The sequence below is a fragment of the Chitinophaga sp. H8 genome (genome assembly GCF_040567655.1).
In the GTDB taxonomy this organism is placed as follows: domain Bacteria; phylum Bacteroidota; class Bacteroidia; order Chitinophagales; family Chitinophagaceae; genus Chitinophaga; species Chitinophaga defluvii.
This window is the reverse complement of record NZ_JBEXAC010000003.1, coordinates 242,380-260,936: the sequence shown is the minus strand read 5'-3', so window position 1 is coordinate 260,936 and position 18,557 is coordinate 242,380. Positions and strand designations below refer to the sequence as shown.

Here is an 18,557-nt window from a genome sequence, read left to right as displayed (position 1 = left end):
CCCGGTGATGTATATTTTAAGTAAACTATTGCAATTGACGGTTACCAGATGCCAAAAGCCTCACGAAGCGGGAAGCCCGGTTTTACAGCTTCATCAGATCCCGATGTTCACCCCGCCACGGAAAACAGGTCTGTTCTGATAAGGAGAATTTTTATCCTGCAGAATATCGTACAATACCATCAGACTGATGGCTGCCCTATCACTCACAGGTTGGGAATAACCACCACCTATCAGCAAGCTGGGGGTACCATAACTGCTTTTATAAGTACTCTTAGGATCATATAAGGTTACTTTTTGAGTGATCAGATTATATTCCGGCTGCACATGGATAAAAAGTTCCTGTATAGGATATACCCGGCCGTATAAGCCACCTCCGAAAATAGTATACTGGTTACGTTGTGTAGTGAGGTTATTGATCGTACGGAAACGTTCAGAACCGTATTGTGCATTGATAGTAACACCGGCAGCGAAATAGTCGGAAAACCGGTAACCTATCATAGGGGAGAGATTAATATTGGTATAGTCTCCGATCACTGCTCCTACGGATCCGCCTACCATTAAACGGGAGCGGTCAAATCCACCTTCCCTTCTTTCCGGAGGAGGTTTTCTAGTGGTATCCGTTTTATAATATTGAGCATTGGCCAGGTGAGCACCCATTACCAGTACGATACCTATTAATAAACGTTTCATAGTGGTTAAATTATGTTTTTAAATCCTTTCTTTGCTATTGTTTAAATCCCGTTATATGCTTTGTGCAACATTACAACCTTGCACATTTCCAACCGTCAGAAACAGGTACTTTTAACTTTTATTTAGCAGGCCTTGAAAAGAACAGCATTCCTTAAAAAGACGGACAGATAGTAGCTCTCCGTGCGCTGTTAAAGCTACGGTTAGGGTAGAGGCCGGTATAGACAATCCCTATTTCATAGGCCCCCTGCCGGCTGTTGGACGCGGCTAGCTGTGAAGTGGTAATGTCATAGCTGAACATCATCTTCACATTACTGATCTGATAACCTACCAGGAAAGCAGCTGCATCATTTACCCGGTAATACACACCGCCATACACCTGCTTTTCCCCGTCTCCCGAAAGGTTATAAGCCACATTGGTGCCCAGCACCAGCTCTCTTGATTTAGCCTGCATCGCATAATAACCGGCAGGATTCACGATTACATCATCATTGAGTTTGATGCTTGCGTTTAAAAAACCAATGTACCGGCGTTCGATCTGGTTATTACCTTTATAGAATGTTTCGCGGGGCTTATTCACATGCTGTACAGAAAAACCGCCGTTGATATATAAATTGTCTGTAGGAAAATAAGCATAGTTTAATCCGGCCTGTAAATCAAAATAGTTGATACCGGATTGTGTAATGGGTTCTCCCGTAGGCACCTGGGAATCGAAAAATTTTCCGTTCCACTGATCACCGAAGGTGAGTTTGGTGATATCCACCCTTTTATTGGCACTACCGGCATTAAAGCCTACCGACAATAGGCTGCTCATTCCCAGCAGCTGATGATAAGCTACGGACCCATAAAATTTGGTAGAAGACAGATTGCCACTACCCGCCACATCGCGGAGGATCACTCCTCCCACCCCTAACCAGCCATATTCCAGCCGGTCCCTCAGCAATTGAAAATCTGCAAAAAGCGACATCGTTTTATAGGGCACGGGAATGGAAGCCCACTGATTCCTGTAGTTAACGCCTACCCGGTAATTTCCATCAGGAATAAACCCGGTATTGGCAGGATTAGTGGTCAGTGGTGAATTAAAAAACTGGGTAAAGTGCAGATCCTGGGCATTACCCTGCAATGTTGCTGCCAGCAACACTATTACTACACCCGAAATTCCTTTTACAAATCGCTTCATGAGCTCATCATCTTAACAAAGTTACACTTCCTGACTTATTGGCTTTCGTTCCATCACTGAATTCTATATTCACCACATAAGCGTAGGCATCCATAGGCTGAACAGCGCCTTTAAACCTACCATCCCAACTCACCCGGGGGTTATTACTTTCGAATACCAGTTGTCCCCACCGGTTAAATATTTTCATATTGTAGTTGATGATACCAAATCCTTTTATTTCAAAGAAATCATTGATACCATCATTGTTGGGAGAAAATGCTGTAGGTATATCAAACAACGGATTGATCAGTGCACTTACCGGCTGACAAACAGTGGAGTCACAACCTGCAGCATTGATAGCCGTTAAACAAACATTATAGGTCCCCGTTTTAAGGTACTGGTGAGATGGATCCCGTAAGCTGGAAGTATCTCCATCACCAAACTGCCAGCGGTAAGCAACCGCATCTACCGACAGGTTAGTAAACTGGGTAGGTGTATTTTCCTGTGGCTTAATAGGTGTGTAAGAAAATTCAGCTACCGGCGGGCTGCTCACAATGATATAGGTAGTGACTTCATCCTTTTTGTTACAGGTATTGTCATCAAATACTTCCAGCTTTACACCGTATCTGCCAGGTTTGATAAAATGATGGATGGGCGACACTTCAGTACTCGTAGTACCATCATCCTCAAATGTCCACAGGAATCTTTCCCCGCCTTTGGAAGTATTTTCCAGCTGGATAGCAGCCGGTACACACACACTGTCCGGCATCGTAAAGCTGGCTACCACGTTAATCGCCACACGCAATGGCAACGTTCTGGTATCCGGTGCATTACAATAGTTGGTATCTACCAGTGTCAGTGATACGTTATAAATACCATCTTCCGGATAAGAATGGGTATAAGGGAAAGATCCCGGCCCTACAGAATCCGGTGGCGTGCCGTCGCCCAGGTCAAACACAAAAGATTTAGGGCCCAGCGGCTTACCCGCAGGTACCGAAATAAGATCCAGGTCAAACAGGTATTTCCTTTCCTGACAAGGCTGCTGACGCAAACCGGTAAAATTGAACTGTACTTCATCCGCTCTTACATTCACATCAAAATAAGCGGTATCCGCGCCGTTACAGCTGCGGGTATCCGTTTTGATCAACATCACCTTATACTTCCCGATCTGGTTATAAGTATGGGTTACCGGATCGATGGTAGTAACTGTTTGTTCATTCCCATCTCCGAATACCCACCTCCAGGTTTGTGCAGGCTGGCGGGTAGTATCTACAAAAGTAATATCTGCTGGTACGCAGTAGTTTTTCCTGCGGTCTTCTGTTTTGATCCCCGCTTTTACCCCATCCAGGTTAAAAGCAATTTTTAGTGCCCCCAGGTTACAGTTTACAGACGGCCTGGTAGCGTAAGCTCCCGGGGTGGTAGGATACCGGGGTTTAGGGCTTGCACCGCACCAGGCACAAATACCCTGGTAGATGACCCCGTTACGGTCAAACCGGCTGGTACCGCCGTCCACATGTTCGGAAAGACCATATCCCCCAAAGTAGCTGCCAAACAATATTTCTGTAGCATCCCGGCGGAGCACAAAAAAGTAAAAGTCGGCGCCATCTGTATTGCTCTGTAAAGCATCCGGGGTGATCCGCAGGCCAGACACACCGGAATTGGGATACCCGGCTTCAATATTGATACCACCGCCCCATCCGGAAACGTAAACGTTCTCGCACCGGTCTACCAGGAAGGCTACCGGCGATAAGCTGGGATTAAAGCCCTGTTTACCGAAAGTGGTGGAATAAACGAACTTAGACAGGTCGGGGGTTAGTTTTGAAATAAATTGTCTGGAATTATCATTGTAAAAAGTAGCGGTACCTGTTGGCTGCATGATCGGCCAGTTCCCTTCGGTGGTACCCATTACATAAACATATCCTTTGCTATCCAGCTGAATACCATATATCTGGTCGGCAGATACGTTCTCTGCGCCCAGGTAGGTACTTTGTAAAATACTGGAACCATTGTTGGCTATGTGTACAATATAGCCATCACAAACACCACCCCGGTAAGCAGGGTATAAGGCTCCACTGGTAGTTTTAAAATCATCGCTGGCAGTACCCCCAGCCACATACAAGGTATTCAATCCATTCAGGGCAATGACGTACGCCGCATCTTCTTTACTGCCCCCCAGGAAACTGGACCAAACCACATCCGTACAATCAGGTGTGATTTTCAGCACTACACCATCCTGTCCGCCACCAAAATTGGGCTGGAAAACATTCCCGTTTTTTTGAACAATAGGAAAATCGGAAGAACGTGTACTGCTGGCTACATAGATATAACCAGCATTATCGATCACCACTTCGCTGCGGGCATCATCCCCGTAATTACGGGCCAATACCCTGGCGGGGCCACGCCTGTCTTCATCCATATTTACCCCATCATTGCCGCTGCCGCCAATAATCAATGAACCGATGATACTGCTTCCGGTAGCATTCAGTTTGGTAATTGCCAGATCCCATCCTCCCCTGGTTCCGATGGTTGCGGTAGCCGGGTAATTAGAAGATTCTGTTCGTCCGGAAATTACCAGGTTACCGGCACCATCTACAAACAGGCTATGGGGCTGCTCTCTTGCATTTCCTCCGATGTAGGTAGCATATATCAGGTTACGTCCGTTGGCACTGAATTTAGAAATACCCATATCAAAATCGCCTCCACCAAAAGCACTTTGTACCACGCCAATAGTGGTAGGATATCCTGCACTGAAAACAATACCGCCTCCATAAAAACTGCCTTCTTCGTCATAGGTAGCAGTAAATCCCCAGTTGTCTGCCACAGAACCTGATACCGTAGAAAAAACGTAGGTAGGATCTATCACCAGCGGATAATGACTATCATATTTACCGGATACCTTAAAACCCACTTTATTGCCTTTTAGCTCATAAGCAACTTTTACGGATACACGTTGATTATTAATGTATTGGTATGCAAATGGCATTTGTTCGATCACTTCTCCTGCGGAGGTACGGATATGCAGCTGTCCTTTTTTAAGTTCGATCCCATCAGTACCGTCATATTCCAGCTGGATATTAGCAGGATTAGCGCCGGGATGTACAATCAGGTCGTATTTCAACTGGGCTGTTTCTGAATACACCAGTGCATCTATACCCGGATAAAGATTTTTATAGTTAACCCGCTGATAAGACTTTACCTCTCCTTTCCACTTGGAGGGATCATTTCCAATCAGGTAGTTGGCATATCCTTCCTGTACTTTTTCCGGAACTATTTCTGCCTGATTGCTGGTGTTCAGGAAAGCTACCTCATAGGCATGCGCCCGCACTTTTGGCATAGTACGCGGCTTGCCGGGTATGTTGCTTCCGGCTACGTTTGCCGGAGCCGTGGCAACTGCCTGTGTACCACCTTTTTTATCATACTCCACATGGGGAGGTTTGGCAGGTGTATGTTTGGGATGTATAAAATACTGGAGTTCCTCAAGATCTGCTTTGTTGAGGATCAGGAAAGTAAAGCTATTCTTTTTGAGGAAAATCGAAGCGGTTCCCAGTTCAGACCTGTATAACACATCCTGATGCCACTGCCCTTTATTTTCAGTAAACTGTAAAGGAAAATACGAAGCGTGATCATGCTCCTGGGCTTTTACTGCCAGGCATGAAAAGAGCAAAAAAACAATGCCACTAAAACCGATCGGGAAGGTAAATTTCAACGGGATTTCGATTTATTTGATTCTACAACTAATATACCATTCTTAACGCAGAAATAGCCATTATTGTTACAATAACGGTAAAATAATAACACTATGGATCAGGCTGAAGAAATGGATAAACAGGTAAAATGATACATAGGGAATATGCTTTGATATATTAACGTAAAACCGGTCAGGAAATTTTGCTCCACTGGGATTTTGAGCGCTGGGAAACTAAAAATTGCTGCAAGGGTTGATTTTCCGGCAGGAGGAGGTCGGTATCTTCCTGCAATATTTTCTCTGCACTGGCCCTGGCAGCATCCAAGATGGGCTTATCGTTTACAATATCTGCCAGCCGGAAGTCCAGCACACCGCTCTGCCGGGTACCTTCAATATCTCCCGGCCCCCGCAGCTCCATATCCTTTTCAGAGATAATAAAGCCATTATTGGTTTGCACCATTACCTGGATCCGCTCTTTGGAATCGTTGCTCACCTTATTGCCGGTCATTAAGATACAAAAAGACTGGTCAGCCCCCCTGCCTACCCGTCCACGCAACTGGTGCAACTGGGACAATCCGAATCTTTCGGTGCTTTCTATCACCATCACAGAAGCATTGGGCACATTTACCCCTACCTCGATCACGGTAGTGGCCACCATAATATTCGTTTCTCCGGATACAAAACGCTGCATATTGGTTTCCCGCATGTCTGCCGGTTGTTTGCCATGCACCATACTGATATAATACCTGGGTTCGGGAAAAAAGGCTTTTACTTCTTCATACCCCTTCATCAGGTTTTCATAATCCAGGGTTTCAGACTCATCAATCAGAGGATATACGATATATGCCTGTCGTCCTTTTTGTATTTCTTCGCGGATAAAATCCATTACCCGTGGGCGTTGGAATTCTGTACGATGCACTGTGGTAATAGGTTTTCGCCCCGGAGGCAGCTCATCTATTACTGATACGTCCAGATCCCCATATACCGTCATAGCGAGTGTACGTGGGATAGGCGTAGCCGTCATTACCAGGATATGCGGGGGTATTTCATTCTTTTGCCATAGCCGTGCACGTTGCGCCACGCCAAAACGGTGTTGCTCATCCACAATGGCCATACCCAGGTTTTTGAACACTACTTCTTTTTCCAGCAGGGCATGTGTGCCTACCAGCAGGTTTAAGCTGCCATCCGCCGCTTCCGCCAGGATCTTTTTACGCGCTTTTCCTTTGATACTGCCGGTAAGCAGAGATATTGTTACAGGCATATCTTTTAACAGGTCAGACAACCCTTTGAAGTGCTGCTGCGACAGGATTTCTGTAGGTGCCATCAAACATGCCTGAAAACCGTTGTCCATCGCCAATAACATCGCCAGCAGCGCCACAATTGTTTTACCACTACCCACATCTCCCTGCAACAACCGGTTCATTTGCCGCCCGTTCATTGTATCCTGCCTGATCTCTTTCAATACCCGCTTTTGTGCACCGGTCAGGTCAAATGGAAGATGCTCATTATAGAAGTTATTGAATGCATCTCCTACTGTTCCAAAAATGAAGCCGTGGGATAACTTATGCCGTTTTATTTTAAGGCGGCAGATACGTATCTGTGCAATAAACAGCTCTTCAAATTTCAATCGCCGTTGTGCCAGTTTCGCTTCCTCTTCACTGGCAGGCAAATGTATCTTAAAATAGGCCAGGGGCCTTGGCAGTAGCCGGTATTGCTGCAATACCGGTTCCGGAATATTTTCCGGAATTTCTATAGGAGATAATTGCTCCAGCAGGTTAAAAGTCAGTTTGCCAATAGCCTTGGCCGTTAGTCCTCTTGCTTTTAATTTTTCTGTGGTATAATAAATGGGTTGCAAGAACTGCTTACCAGTAGCGATATCTTCCGTGAGCAGGTCCATTTCCGGATGTGTGATCTGTAATACACCATTAAAAGCGGTCACCTTGCCATATACCAGGTAGGCTACATTTTCGCGCAATGATTTCTGCACCCATTGCCAGCCCTGGAACCATACCAGTGATATTTCTCCGGTTTCATCCCTGAGTGTGGCAACCAGCCTTTTACTCCGCTTTTCTCCCATCACTTCTATGTAGGTAATACGCCCCCGTATCTGCACATAGTCCATCTGACCGTGCAGGCTGCTGATTTTATCTACCTTGGTGCGGTCTATATAACGGAATGGGAAATACAGCAACAGATCACCAAACGTATGCACATTCAGCTCTTTGCGCAGCAGTTCTCCCCGTTGCGGACCTACGCCTTTCAGGTATTCTATCGGATTGGATAATATGGCGGTATAGCTACTCAAGAAATTATTGACAATTAAAAAAGGCAAACAGTACAAAACTATTTGCCTTTTAATTCAGTTACAAATATAGTTATTCTGCTACTTCCTCAATTTTACCTTCTACAAAGTCTTTCATCCATTGGGTAGTAACAGATTTTGGTCTTTCGAGAGAAAGTCCCAGTGCCCTGTCCCAGCAGAGGGAAGCCAGCACACCCAATGCGCGGGACACTCCAAACAATACGGTGTAGAATTCATATTCCACTAAACCATAGTGTACCAGCAAAGCACCGGAATGGGCATCCACATTAGGCCATGGGTTTTTGATCTTGGCTATTTCCTGTAAAATGGGAGGTACCGTTTCGTATACCATCCAAACGATCTTTACCAGTTCATCATTAGGCAAATGCTTTTTAGCAAATTCCATCTGTGCGGTAAAGCGGGGGTCTGTTTTACGAAGTACCGCATGACCATAACCAGGTACTACCTTACCTTCTGATAAGGTTTTGCGTACATAGGCTTCGATCTGCTCTTTGGTAGGCATACCACCACCCAGTTCTTCCCGCATACTCAGGATCCATTTGATCACTTCCTGGTTAGCCAGGCCGTGCAGCGGACCAGCCAAACCGTTCATACCGGCAGCAAAAGAGAGGTAAGCATCACTTAATGCAGAACCTACCAGGTGGGTAGTATGGGCACTCACGTTACCACCTTCGTGGTCGGCGTGAATCGTCATGTACAGACGCATCAGTTCCCGGAATCCTTCATCCTGGTAACCCAGCATATGTGCAAAGTTGCCAGCCCAGTCCAGCATGCCATTCGGCTGAATATGCTGGCCACCTTTATATTTACGACGGTAAATGTATGCTGCAATACGGGGCAAACGGGCAATGAGGTTCATTGTGTCCTCATACATGTAGCTCCAGTAGTCTTTTTTATTGATACCTTCTGCGTATGCCTGTGCAAAGGAAGATTCCGTTTGCAGAGCCATTACACCTACGGTAAACATGGTCATAGGGTGTGTACTGATGGGCAATGCATCTATAGAAGCAAATACGTGGTTAGGTACGTGCGACCTGCGTCCCCACATGCTGGATACATATTGTACATCCGCTTCTGTGGGCAGCTCTCCCATCAGCATTAAATAAAACAAGCCTTCCGGTAAAGGTTCTGCACCGCCAGCTGCTTTAGGCAAATGCTCGCGTAACTCAGGAATAGAATAACCACGGAAACGTATACCTTCATTCGCATCCAGTAAAGATGTTTCAGTCACCAAACCAGTAATACCGCGCATACCCTGGTACACCTGTGCAAGTGTTACATCTTCAATCTTTTTTGTTCCATGATTTTTCAGCAAATCCTTTACTTCTACGTTCAATTCATCTGCCTTTACTTTAAATTTCTCTTTTATATACCCCATTTTACTCCTATAATTTAGTAGTGTAAACAAAATCAATCAATTAACAAAAGTAATGATTTGTTAACGAAGTTTTTACTATTTACCCCGATTTAATGCAAAAAAAAGCAGGTACTTACCCCCGGTAATAAGCAGGCACTGCGGGCCTTTTAAAGGCACAAAAAGATCATTATCAGCCATTCATGCATTACATAAACAATGACTGTTAATTTGCATTAAAGAAATGTGAATTTTCTGCCAACAGAGAAAAAGGAGAGAATAGGATGGTTATATCAACTGGCTGACGACGTAATTGTACCAGCCAGCGGAAAAAGCAACAATCATTTAGGAGCTCTGCGGTATAGCCAGAAGGCCAGTGCCCCGAACATAAAGTTAGGAATCCAAACGGCCAGCATAGGGTCCAGGTCAGCCTTTACCGAAAATACCGTGGAAAACTGGAGAAAGATGATATAGCTGGCACTGATCACAATACCTAAGGCCAGGTGCAACCCGCTTCCTCCCCGCACCTTTTTGGACGCAATGATGGCACCTATCAGCGTTAATATCACCACTGCAAAAGCAGCGGAAGTACGGCGGTACAGCTCCACATAAAATACGTTCAGCCCTTCTGCCCCACGCAGTTCTTCTCTTTTTACATAACGTTTCAGCTGGGCGGAGGTCATCGCTTCCTGCACATTCTTCTCTTCTACCATTTCCGCTGGTGTCAACGCCAGCTTCAGAGTAGTATCCTGGGTTTTCCACCAGTGTTCTTCCAGCCCCTTGATGGTACGTATGCTTACATAATCCAGCTTCCATACTTTGGTGGTAGAGTCCCAGGCAATACGGTCTGCCTTCAGCTTATAGGTCATATCCTGCCCGGCTATATGTTCCAGTACAAAGCCGCTTCCGTTTTTGTAGTTAGGCTCATAAGATCCGAAATTAACATACGTGAAGCTGTCAATACGCATGGTTTTATCGTACAGGGTAGTTTGTGCGTTGGGAGAGCGGGTATACTTATTTTCAAAAGCCGTCCGGATTCTGTTGGCATTGGGCACCACATGCTGATTGGCCAGCCAGAGGATTCCTCCAAATAAAAAAGCACCTACCCAGTAAGGGCGCAGGAACCGGCGAAAGCTCACCCCACTGCACAGGATGGCAATGATTTCGGACCGGTAAGCCATTTTGGAGGTAAAGAATATAACTGAAATAAATATGAACAGGGGAAAAAGCAATGCAGCAATATGCGGGATGAAGCCAAAATAATAGTCCACGATAATAGCTCCCACAGACAGGTTACTGCCCATGAAATCATCCAGTTTTTCGGTAATGTCGATCACTACGGAAATAACCAGCAATATCATGATGGAGTAAATAAAGGTGCCTATGAACTTACGTAGTATATACCAGTCTATTTTTGTCATGTATTGCTGTTGATGGCATGCAATATAATAAAAAGCTATTAGCTGTTGGCAGTTAGCTATTAGCCCTGTTTCGCTGCATTTCCGCTAAAAGCTAACAGCTAAAGGCTAATTGCTTTTAGTTTATCGTCTGTTCTTCAATTGTCCTATCACGCTGTTTTTCCAGGCGGTAAAAGTCCCGGCCAGGATTTGTTTGCGGGCTTCCGTCACCAGTTCCAGGTAAAAGGCCAGGTTATGAATACTGGCTAATTGCATGCCTAATATTTCACCGGCGGCAAAGAGGTGACGCAGGTAGGCTTTGGAATAGTCCCGGCTGGCAAAACAGGCACTGTTTTCATCAACAGGTGAAAAATCAGTAGCCCATTTCTTGTTTTTGATGTTCATCACCCCTTCCCAGGTAAATAACATGCCATTACGGCCATTACGGGTAGGCATCACACAGTCGAACATATCCACACCCAGGGCAATGTTTTCCAGGATATTCCAGGGAGTACCTACTCCCATCAGGTAGCGGGGCTTTTCTTTGGGCAGGATATCACATACCAGGCCGCACATTTCGTACATATCCTGTTCCGGCTCTCCCACGCTCAGGCCTCCGATAGCATTGCCTGCACAATCCCGTGCGGCAATTTCCTGTGCGGAAATAGCCCGGAGGTCTTTATAAGTACTGCCCTGTACAATCGGAAACAAGGTTTGTTCATGCCCATAGGCCGGCTGGGTATCCTTTAACTGCTGAATGCACCGGTCGAGCCAACGGTGGGTAAGCTCCATCGACTTCTTTGCATAACGATACTCTGAGGGGTAAGGCGGACATTCATCAAAAGCCATAATGATATCGGCACCGATGGTCCGTTGTATGTCCATCACATTTTCCGGGGTAAAAAGATGCCGGGAACCGTCGATATGGGATTGAAACACCACCCCTTCTTCTTTTATCTTCCGGTTGGCTGCCAGGGAAAATACCTGGTATCCCCCGCTATCTGTCAATAAGGGACGGTCCCAGCCATTAAAACGGTGCAATCCGCCGGCCTGGGATAATACCTCCATGCCTGGCCGCAGATACAAATGATATGTATTGCCCAGTATGATCTGTGCCTGCACTGCATTGCGCAGCTGGTCCTGTGTTACCGCTTTTACGCTACCCACCGTACCTACCGGCATAAAAATCGGGGTGGCTATCTCCCCATGGGCAGTAGTTATTTTCCCTGCCCGGGCATTACTGCCCGTATCTGTAGTAATCAGTTCAAAATTCACTGGCTCCTGTATTTCGGCCGCAAAGGTAGGGAAATAGCTGTTAGATATTAGCTCTTAGCCTTTAGCTTTTAGCTTTTAGCTCAATGCAGCGAAGGAAAGCTTTTAGCTATTAGCCGTTAGCTGTTAGCAAAATGCAGCGTGTAAACCTATTTTAGGACGAGTCACCCTATGCTTGAAGCATGGTTAAAGCATAGTTAAAGCATGGTTAAAGCATAGATAGAGTATGAATAGAGTATAAAAGGCTATAAAAAGGGTATAACAAAAACATCCTGTGGGGCAAAATTACCACACAGGCAACAGATCATTAGCATATAACTATTATTGAACCATCCGCTGCATTGAGCTAAAAGCTAACAGCTAATAGCTAATAGCTTAAAAAATTTATCCACAGACCTATATAGATAATTAAAATCATATATTTTTGCGCTCAATATGCTTAATCAAATAGGTTTAATTACCTTTTACTGTTTTGCTGCTGTAGCCGGGATACAAATACTTTACTACCTGATATTTTTCTCCCGTACAGCCTTCTATCGTCGTAAGTTCAATGATGACCATGTACCTGTGACACCATTTTCCGTGATCATTTGTGCAAAGGACGAAGAAAAGAACCTGCAGAAAAACCTGCCGGCGGTACTGCAACAGCGGTATCACACCACACATACACCTGATTATGAAGTAATTGTGGTAAATGATCATTCAGAAGACGACACCAAATACTACCTGAAATCCATTGAGCCAGGTTATCCACATTACCGGCATATCGAAATCAAACAGGCGGCTAAATTTATTCCCGGTAAAAAATATCCCTTGTCCATCGGTATTAAGGGCGCACAACACGAAACCCTGTTATTGACAGATGCGGATTGCAAGCCTGCCAGCACTTACTGGTTATCTTTAATGAGCCAGGGGTTTGATGATGGTAAAGAGATTGTACTGGGATACGGTGCTTACCACAAAAAGCCCGGCTTCTTAAACAAGGTAATCCGGTACGAAACCTTCTTTAGTGCCCTGCAGTTTTTTTCATTTGCCATGTCAGGGCTCACCTATATGGGTGTGGGCCGTAACCTGGCCTACAAACGCGAGCTGTTTTTCCGCCACAAAGGATTTACCTCCCACCAGCACCTGGCATCCGGCGATGACGATCTTTTTATAAACACCGCCGCCACCAAAAACAACGTGGCCGTAGTGATTGATAAACAAGCCTTTACCTACTCCGAGCCTAAAACTACCTGGAAAAGCTGGTACCGCCAGAAAACCAGGCATATGTCTACCGGCAAATACTACCGCTTCAGCCATAAATTCCTATTGGGGCTGTTTTCGCTGACTCACTTCCTGTTCTATCCCCTCTTCATTGCCAGCCTGTTTTATACCCCCATGCTGCCCTATGTATTGGGCCTCTTTGGCGGAAAGGTGGTAGTGCAATCCATCATCACCTTTTTTGCGCTCCGCAAACTGGATGAGAGCGATCTTTTCAAGTTCAGCTGGCTGATGGACCTCTTCATGTGTTGCTATTATATTATCTTCACACCCGCATTATTGTTCAAATCGAAGAATAAATGGTAAGAATCAGCGGTGAGCTTTTGGCTGTTAGCTATCAGCTTAATGCAGCGGATAACGACATTATTTGGAGTTTTTGAATTTTATTTTAATAGCTAACAGCTTAACATCTGGCTGTTAACCTTTTTACTTAAAGCATGTTTGACATAGCTAAAAGCTAAAGGCTAACTGCTAACAGCTTCATACATGGACATCATTTTAAAGTACTTCAGCGATTTTACAGCACAGCAGTTGGAACAGTTCTCTGCGTTAAAGGATTTATATCAGGAATGGAATGAAAAGATCAATGTCATTTCAAGGAAAGATATTGATGCCTTATACGAAAAGCATGTATTACATTCTCTCAGCATAGCTGCCGTTCATGATTTTGAGCCGGGTACACAGGTGGTAGACCTCGGCACCGGCGGTGGATTCCCTGGCATTCCGCTGGCTATCTTTTTTCCGGAAGTACAATTTCACCTGGTAGACTCTATTGGTAAAAAGATAAAAGTAGTGGAAGGGGTGGCCGAATCACTGGGATTGAAGAATGTAACTGCCGCTCATAGCAGGATAGAAGATATTAAGAACCGTAAGTTTGATATCGTTGTGTCCAGGGCGGTAGCCCCATTGAAGGACCTTTGGCACTGGAGTAAGCCTTTACTGAAGAAGTCGCCGGTATTGGGACGGGAATTCAAACATGGGCTGATTTGCCTGAAAGGGGGTGATCTTGCCCAGGAAATATCTGAAAGTGGGGTAAAACCAAGAAGAACAGCTATTCATGAGTTATTTCCGGAAGCATTTTTCCAGGATAAGTATGTTTTGCAGGTAGGCATTTAATGCTTACCTGTTTGCCCGCTCCTCTCCTTTCCTGCCTTTTTATCCCACTTGCCCCTGTTTGTTCGTTAAAGTGAGGTGAATGCCCCTAAAATGGCCCTGTAAGTACCTGAAAAGGTAGTCATGCAGAAAAAAATAAAAAAAACTTTGGTTCTGATAAAATATTGGGGTTAGCTCGTCGTCTTCCTAAATAAGATGAAAGAATTGCTCCTTACAAATATGTCTATGGCCTCAGAGCAAAATGAACGTATAGAAGAAACCGTTCAGAAGGAGCGTAAGCGTTTGCTGAATTTTATCCGGCAACGGGTAACTAATGTAGCGGATGCAGAAGACATTTTACAGGACGTTTTTTATCAGTTTACAGAATATTCCCGCCTGGGTAGTCAGATAGATTCATTAACCGGTTGGCTCTTTGCCGTTACCCGGAATAAAATTACAGATTGGTTCAGAAAAAAGCGGGAAACATCTTTCTCAGATCATGTGCAGGAATACGATGGATCAGAACCGTTGTTTCTGTCGGAAATACTCCCGGATCAGACAGCAGGCGCCGATGTTCCGATGATCCGGAAAATACTGTCCGAAAGTATCCTGGAAGCAGTAGAAGAACTGCCGGAAGAACAACGCACCGTATTTCTGCAACATGAAGTAGCTGGTAAATCATTCAAAGAAATGTCTGCCGCCACAGGAGTGCCGGTAAATACCCTCTTATCGCGGAAACGTTACGCGGTATTGTATTTACGGGAACGCCTGTCTGAATTGTACAAAGAATTATTAAACGATTAACAAAAAAAATGATGAGAAATAAATATAACAAATGTGGTCCCGTAGGATTCTTCGTGATACTGCTGTTTTTAACCGCGGCCACTTTTGCCACCCAGCTTTTATGGAACTGGCTGGTACCTGAGCTGTTTCATGGCCCGGTAGTATCCTTCTGGCAGGCACTGGGATTGCTGCTCCTCAGTAAATTACTGTTTGGCTGGCATCATCACAAAGGTGGCCCGGGTGGATGGGGTGGCCGGGACCGCGCCCAATGGAAAGAAAGAATGCAAATGAGAATGGAACAGATGACACCGGAGGAAAGGGAAAAATTCAAGTCAAACTTCAAACGTTGTATGTCGCCAAGACGTTTCGGACGCTGGAACGACGACTTCTTCCAGGATACACCGGGCACAAAACCCGATACGGAAACGGAAACACCCAAATAGTTTAACCATACACGCACAACACGAGCTTTATGTTACTCACTGCACCTTATCCAACACAACAAAAGGCTATGATAGGTATTTTTAAAACCAATATAGCTACCAAGAAACACCGCCAGCAAATGATCCATGCTATAGAAACGCATTTTGAAGTAAGCTCCTGTCATGTAGACCTGGACGACTGCGACAAAGTACTGCGGATCGCAGACATGAAAGTGGCGGAAGAAGAGATCATCCGTTTTGTAAAAAACCAGGGCTTTCACTGCGAAATCCTGGATTAGGATCACCCGCGTGTAATTGGACATATCGGAAAACTAACGTATCTTCCAGCAAGGACGAATACAATGGCCCGGGTATATGTCGATTATGGTGAATGCCTGGTTTTGTGTTTTTATCACCTTTAAATCGAATTCCTATGAACCTGAACCATCAAGCCATACATACCTTACTTGATAATAACTTCAATAGTTTTTCAGCGTTCGTCCGCTCACTCCCGGATCACCGGTTCACCGCCTCTCCTTACGGCAAATGGTCGGCAGGACAACAACTGGACCACCTGATCAAAAGTACCAGACCTGTTATTTCAGCACTGGGATTGCCTAAAATCGCCTTGCGCTTCTGGGGTAAACCGACTCAACCTTCGCGCACCTATGATCAGCTGGTAGCAGATTACCAGCACCTGCTGCAAGGTGGCTTACCCGCCGTAAAGGCCTATATGCCCGGGGTGATTTATTTGCCACAACGGCCCACCCTGTTGCACACCTTTGCCGAACAACAAACACAACTGCTCAGCAGATTGCAAAACCAAACAGCAGCCGACCTGGACAACTACCTGGTGCCACACCCTTCCCTGGGCAAGATAACCCTCCGGGAAGCACTCTACTTTACTGCTTACCATATGGAACACCACCTGAACACCCTCCGGGATCATGAAGAACAAAGCCATACCTGGGAAAACCAGCTACAGCAGCTAATTTACTGATCCCCAACGCACCTCTGTACCCCGCCATGCGATAAAAAAATGATCTGGGGAGGCCAGCCTGCATCAGCCATTGCAGGCATCAGGATTATTGTGTAACTTCCCTATACATTTTTTCGCAGGATAATACTCATTTCCATCACGGCAAATAGATTATTAATGCTTTTAGACTTCTTTTTACAGGTGGATGATATCAAAGGAGAAAGTAAAGATGCCCACCACAAAGACCAGATCGATGCACTGGGGTTTTCCTGGCAGTTAGCCAACAATACTCCTCCACATAGTGGCGGTGCCGGAGCAGGCAAAGCGCAATTCGGTGATCTGGTTATTACCAAAAAAGTAGATGCCGCCAGTATTCCGCTTACGATCATTGCTGCCACAGGCAAACACCTGAAAAAAGTACGCCTGGAAATATGCCGCAGTGGAATGCCTAACAGTATCCTGTACACGATTTCCCTCAGGGATGTACTGATCAGCGCTGTCACCCAAAGCGGACATGGCAGCGATAATATGCTCACAGAAATACTGTCTTTTAACTACACCACTATTGAATGGGTATACTATACCCAGGATGCAAAAGGAGGAGTAACACCCACCAAAGGAGGATTTGATCTGAAAAAGAACACCAAAATATAAGACTACTGCACTATTCAAGGCTGACTAAGCATGGAAATGGTTAGCAGGTATTTCTATGCTTAGTCAGCTTGCTGTTTGGAGCATATAAACTTAAGACAGACTCTTACAAAAAATTCCATATTTATAATATTATCTTAGAGTCATAAACCATGTTATGAAAATAAAATCCCTTTGTACTTTACTGTTAGTATTGATAAGCACCTGTTGCGTATCAGCACAGAGCCATACGGTAAAGCACACACGTAAGACTACTGCCGACAAATTCCAGATCGGTATTTTCTGGCCTCCGGTATGGGCTTTTACCAATGATGAGCAATACAAGATCATGAAAGAGGCGCACATTGATGTGATCCAGAATGTAAGCAGCACCGACTTATATACAACGGATAAAAACCGGAAGATGCTTGACCTCGCACAAAAGCATGGGTTAAAGGTATTGGTAGCTGATCCGCGGGTACATGGTACGCCCGCTGAAATAAAAGCAATGGTCAACGATTTTAAATCACACCCTGCTACAGCAGGTTATTATATTATAGACGAGCCGGATACGGCAAAGCTCCAATGGTGCGCTACTACACATAAAATCATCATGGAAGCAGATCCGCAGAAAGGCGCACATGTAAATCTTTTTCCAGTATATGCTTTAGACGAACAATTGGGCAATATAAATTATGAAAAAGAATACGTAGAGAGGTGGATAGAGATGGCAGGGCCAGACCAGCTGGAATATCTTTCTTTTGACCATTATCCATATGATGATAAGGGACGGTTCCGGGAAAATTATTACAACAACATGGATATCATCCGTCGCGCAGGTTTGAAGTATGGTATTAAAACATCTGCTTACCTGCAATCCTTTGGTATACCAGGTGCTTTCAGACGTCCCAGCCTGGGAGAACTTCGTTATAATGTGTATTCCTTCCTGGCCTACGGCATTAAATATCCGGTTTGGTTTACTTACTGGACCCCTGCCGGACAGGGAGAAAAATTCCTGCCTTCCATTATTGATACCATGGGACGTAAAACGGAATTGTATGCCTATGCGCAGCAGTTTAACAAAGAAATGAAACAGCTGGGAAAAACCCTCATAGCACTGGATGCAAAAGAGGTATACCACACCGGTTCCAAACTACCGGAACACACAACGGCGTTACCGGAAGATGCGTGGCTGCAGCCGATAGATCCATCTGCTGCGTTGATAGTTACCTATTTTGAGCATCAGCAAAATGGTAGTCAATATATCATGCTGGTCAATAAATCTTATAAAGACAGCCAATCCATCCGGCTGCATGTGAATGAGAAAATTAAACAGCTCGGACATATTGGAAATGACAACGATAAAGTGCAGCAGATAAAATGGAATAAAGACCGCGAAATAACCGTCAACTTTCTACCTGGAGAAGGAAAATTATACCGGATAAAATAACTGTAAATAAAAGCATCAGGGCTGACCAAATGGTCAGCCCTGATGCTTTTTATAAATCCAT

At 45.0% G+C, this 18,557-nt stretch carries 15 protein-coding genes; 8 read left to right on the top strand and 7 right to left on the bottom strand.

Features of this window, described 5'->3' with window-relative positions:
- Positions 1-93 precede the first annotated feature (93 nt).
- The 7 genes from ABR189_RS27960 to tgt all read right to left on the bottom strand — a co-directional run bounded on the left by ABR189_RS27960 (position 94) and on the right by tgt (position 11,880).
- Complete coding sequence (locus ABR189_RS27960) at positions 94-690, bottom strand: hypothetical protein (RefSeq protein WP_354663822.1); 597 nt, start codon at positions 688-690, stop codon at positions 94-96.
- Positions 691-841: 151 nt separating this feature from the next.
- On the bottom strand, positions 842-1,867 hold the full coding sequence (locus tag ABR189_RS27955; protein ID WP_354663821.1) for a PorP/SprF family type IX secretion system membrane protein: 1,026 nt from the start codon (positions 1,865-1,867) through the stop codon (positions 842-844).
- Between the two features lie 7 nt (positions 1,868-1,874).
- Entirely contained in the window at positions 1,875-5,552 is a 3,678-nt protein-coding gene (locus ABR189_RS27950; protein ID WP_354663820.1) for a DUF7948 domain-containing protein, read from the bottom strand.
- Positions 5,553-5,724: 172 nt separating this feature from the next.
- A complete protein-coding gene (recG, locus tag ABR189_RS27945) occupies positions 5,725-7,836 on the bottom strand; it encodes an ATP-dependent DNA helicase RecG (protein WP_354663819.1) in 2,112 nt (703 codons plus the stop codon).
- A 70-nt stretch (positions 7,837-7,906) separates the two neighbouring features.
- The gene (locus ABR189_RS27940) at positions 7,907-9,232 is read right to left on the bottom strand and encodes a citrate (Si)-synthase, eukaryotic (protein ID WP_354663818.1); all 1,326 of its coding nucleotides are present in this window, start codon (positions 9,230-9,232) and stop codon (positions 7,907-7,909) included.
- A 317-nt stretch (positions 9,233-9,549) separates the two neighbouring features.
- Positions 9,550-10,629: an LptF/LptG family permease gene (locus ABR189_RS27935; protein ID WP_354663817.1), complete on the bottom strand. Its 1,080-nt coding sequence runs from the start codon at positions 10,627-10,629 to the stop codon at positions 9,550-9,552.
- A 120-nt stretch (positions 10,630-10,749) separates the two neighbouring features.
- On the bottom strand, positions 10,750-11,880 hold the full coding sequence (gene tgt / locus ABR189_RS27930; RefSeq protein ID WP_354663816.1) for a tRNA guanosine(34) transglycosylase Tgt: 1,131 nt from the start codon (positions 11,878-11,880) through the stop codon (positions 10,750-10,752).
- A 432-nt stretch (positions 11,881-12,312) separates the two neighbouring features.
- Between tgt and ABR189_RS27925 the strand changes: the two genes are divergently transcribed.
- The 8 genes from ABR189_RS27925 to ABR189_RS27890 all read left to right on the top strand — a co-directional run bounded on the left by ABR189_RS27925 (position 12,313) and on the right by ABR189_RS27890 (position 18,496).
- Positions 12,313-13,446, top strand: a complete 1,134-nt coding sequence (locus ABR189_RS27925) for a glycosyltransferase (RefSeq protein ID WP_354663815.1) — start codon at positions 12,313-12,315, stop codon at positions 13,444-13,446.
- Between the two features lie 180 nt (positions 13,447-13,626).
- The gene (rsmG, locus tag ABR189_RS27920; protein WP_354663814.1) at positions 13,627-14,256 is read left to right on the top strand and encodes a 16S rRNA (guanine(527)-N(7))-methyltransferase RsmG; all 630 of its coding nucleotides are present in this window, start codon (positions 13,627-13,629) and stop codon (positions 14,254-14,256) included.
- A 192-nt stretch (positions 14,257-14,448) separates the two neighbouring features.
- Positions 14,449-15,036: an RNA polymerase sigma factor gene (locus ABR189_RS27915; protein WP_354663813.1), complete on the top strand. Its 588-nt coding sequence runs from the start codon at positions 14,449-14,451 to the stop codon at positions 15,034-15,036.
- Between the two features lie 8 nt (positions 15,037-15,044).
- Positions 15,045-15,458, top strand: coding sequence for a hypothetical protein (locus ABR189_RS27910; RefSeq protein ID WP_354663812.1), 414 nt, complete (start codon positions 15,045-15,047; stop codon positions 15,456-15,458).
- A gap of 29 nt (positions 15,459-15,487) precedes the next feature.
- Positions 15,488-15,736: a hypothetical protein gene (locus tag ABR189_RS27905; protein ID WP_354663811.1), complete on the top strand. Its 249-nt coding sequence runs from the start codon at positions 15,488-15,490 to the stop codon at positions 15,734-15,736.
- A gap of 134 nt (positions 15,737-15,870) precedes the next feature.
- The gene (locus tag ABR189_RS27900; protein WP_354663810.1) at positions 15,871-16,437 is read left to right on the top strand and encodes a DinB family protein; all 567 of its coding nucleotides are present in this window, start codon (positions 15,871-15,873) and stop codon (positions 16,435-16,437) included.
- Between the two features lie 156 nt (positions 16,438-16,593).
- Positions 16,594-17,070 (top strand): Hcp family type VI secretion system effector, encoded by a 477-nt coding sequence (locus ABR189_RS27895; protein ID WP_354663809.1) that lies wholly within the window; start codon positions 16,594-16,596, stop codon positions 17,068-17,070.
- 154 nt (positions 17,071-17,224) lie between these two features.
- Positions 17,225-18,496: a hypothetical protein gene (locus ABR189_RS27890; protein WP_354663808.1), complete on the top strand. Its 1,272-nt coding sequence runs from the start codon at positions 17,225-17,227 to the stop codon at positions 18,494-18,496.
- Positions 18,497-18,557: the final 61 nt, after the last annotated feature.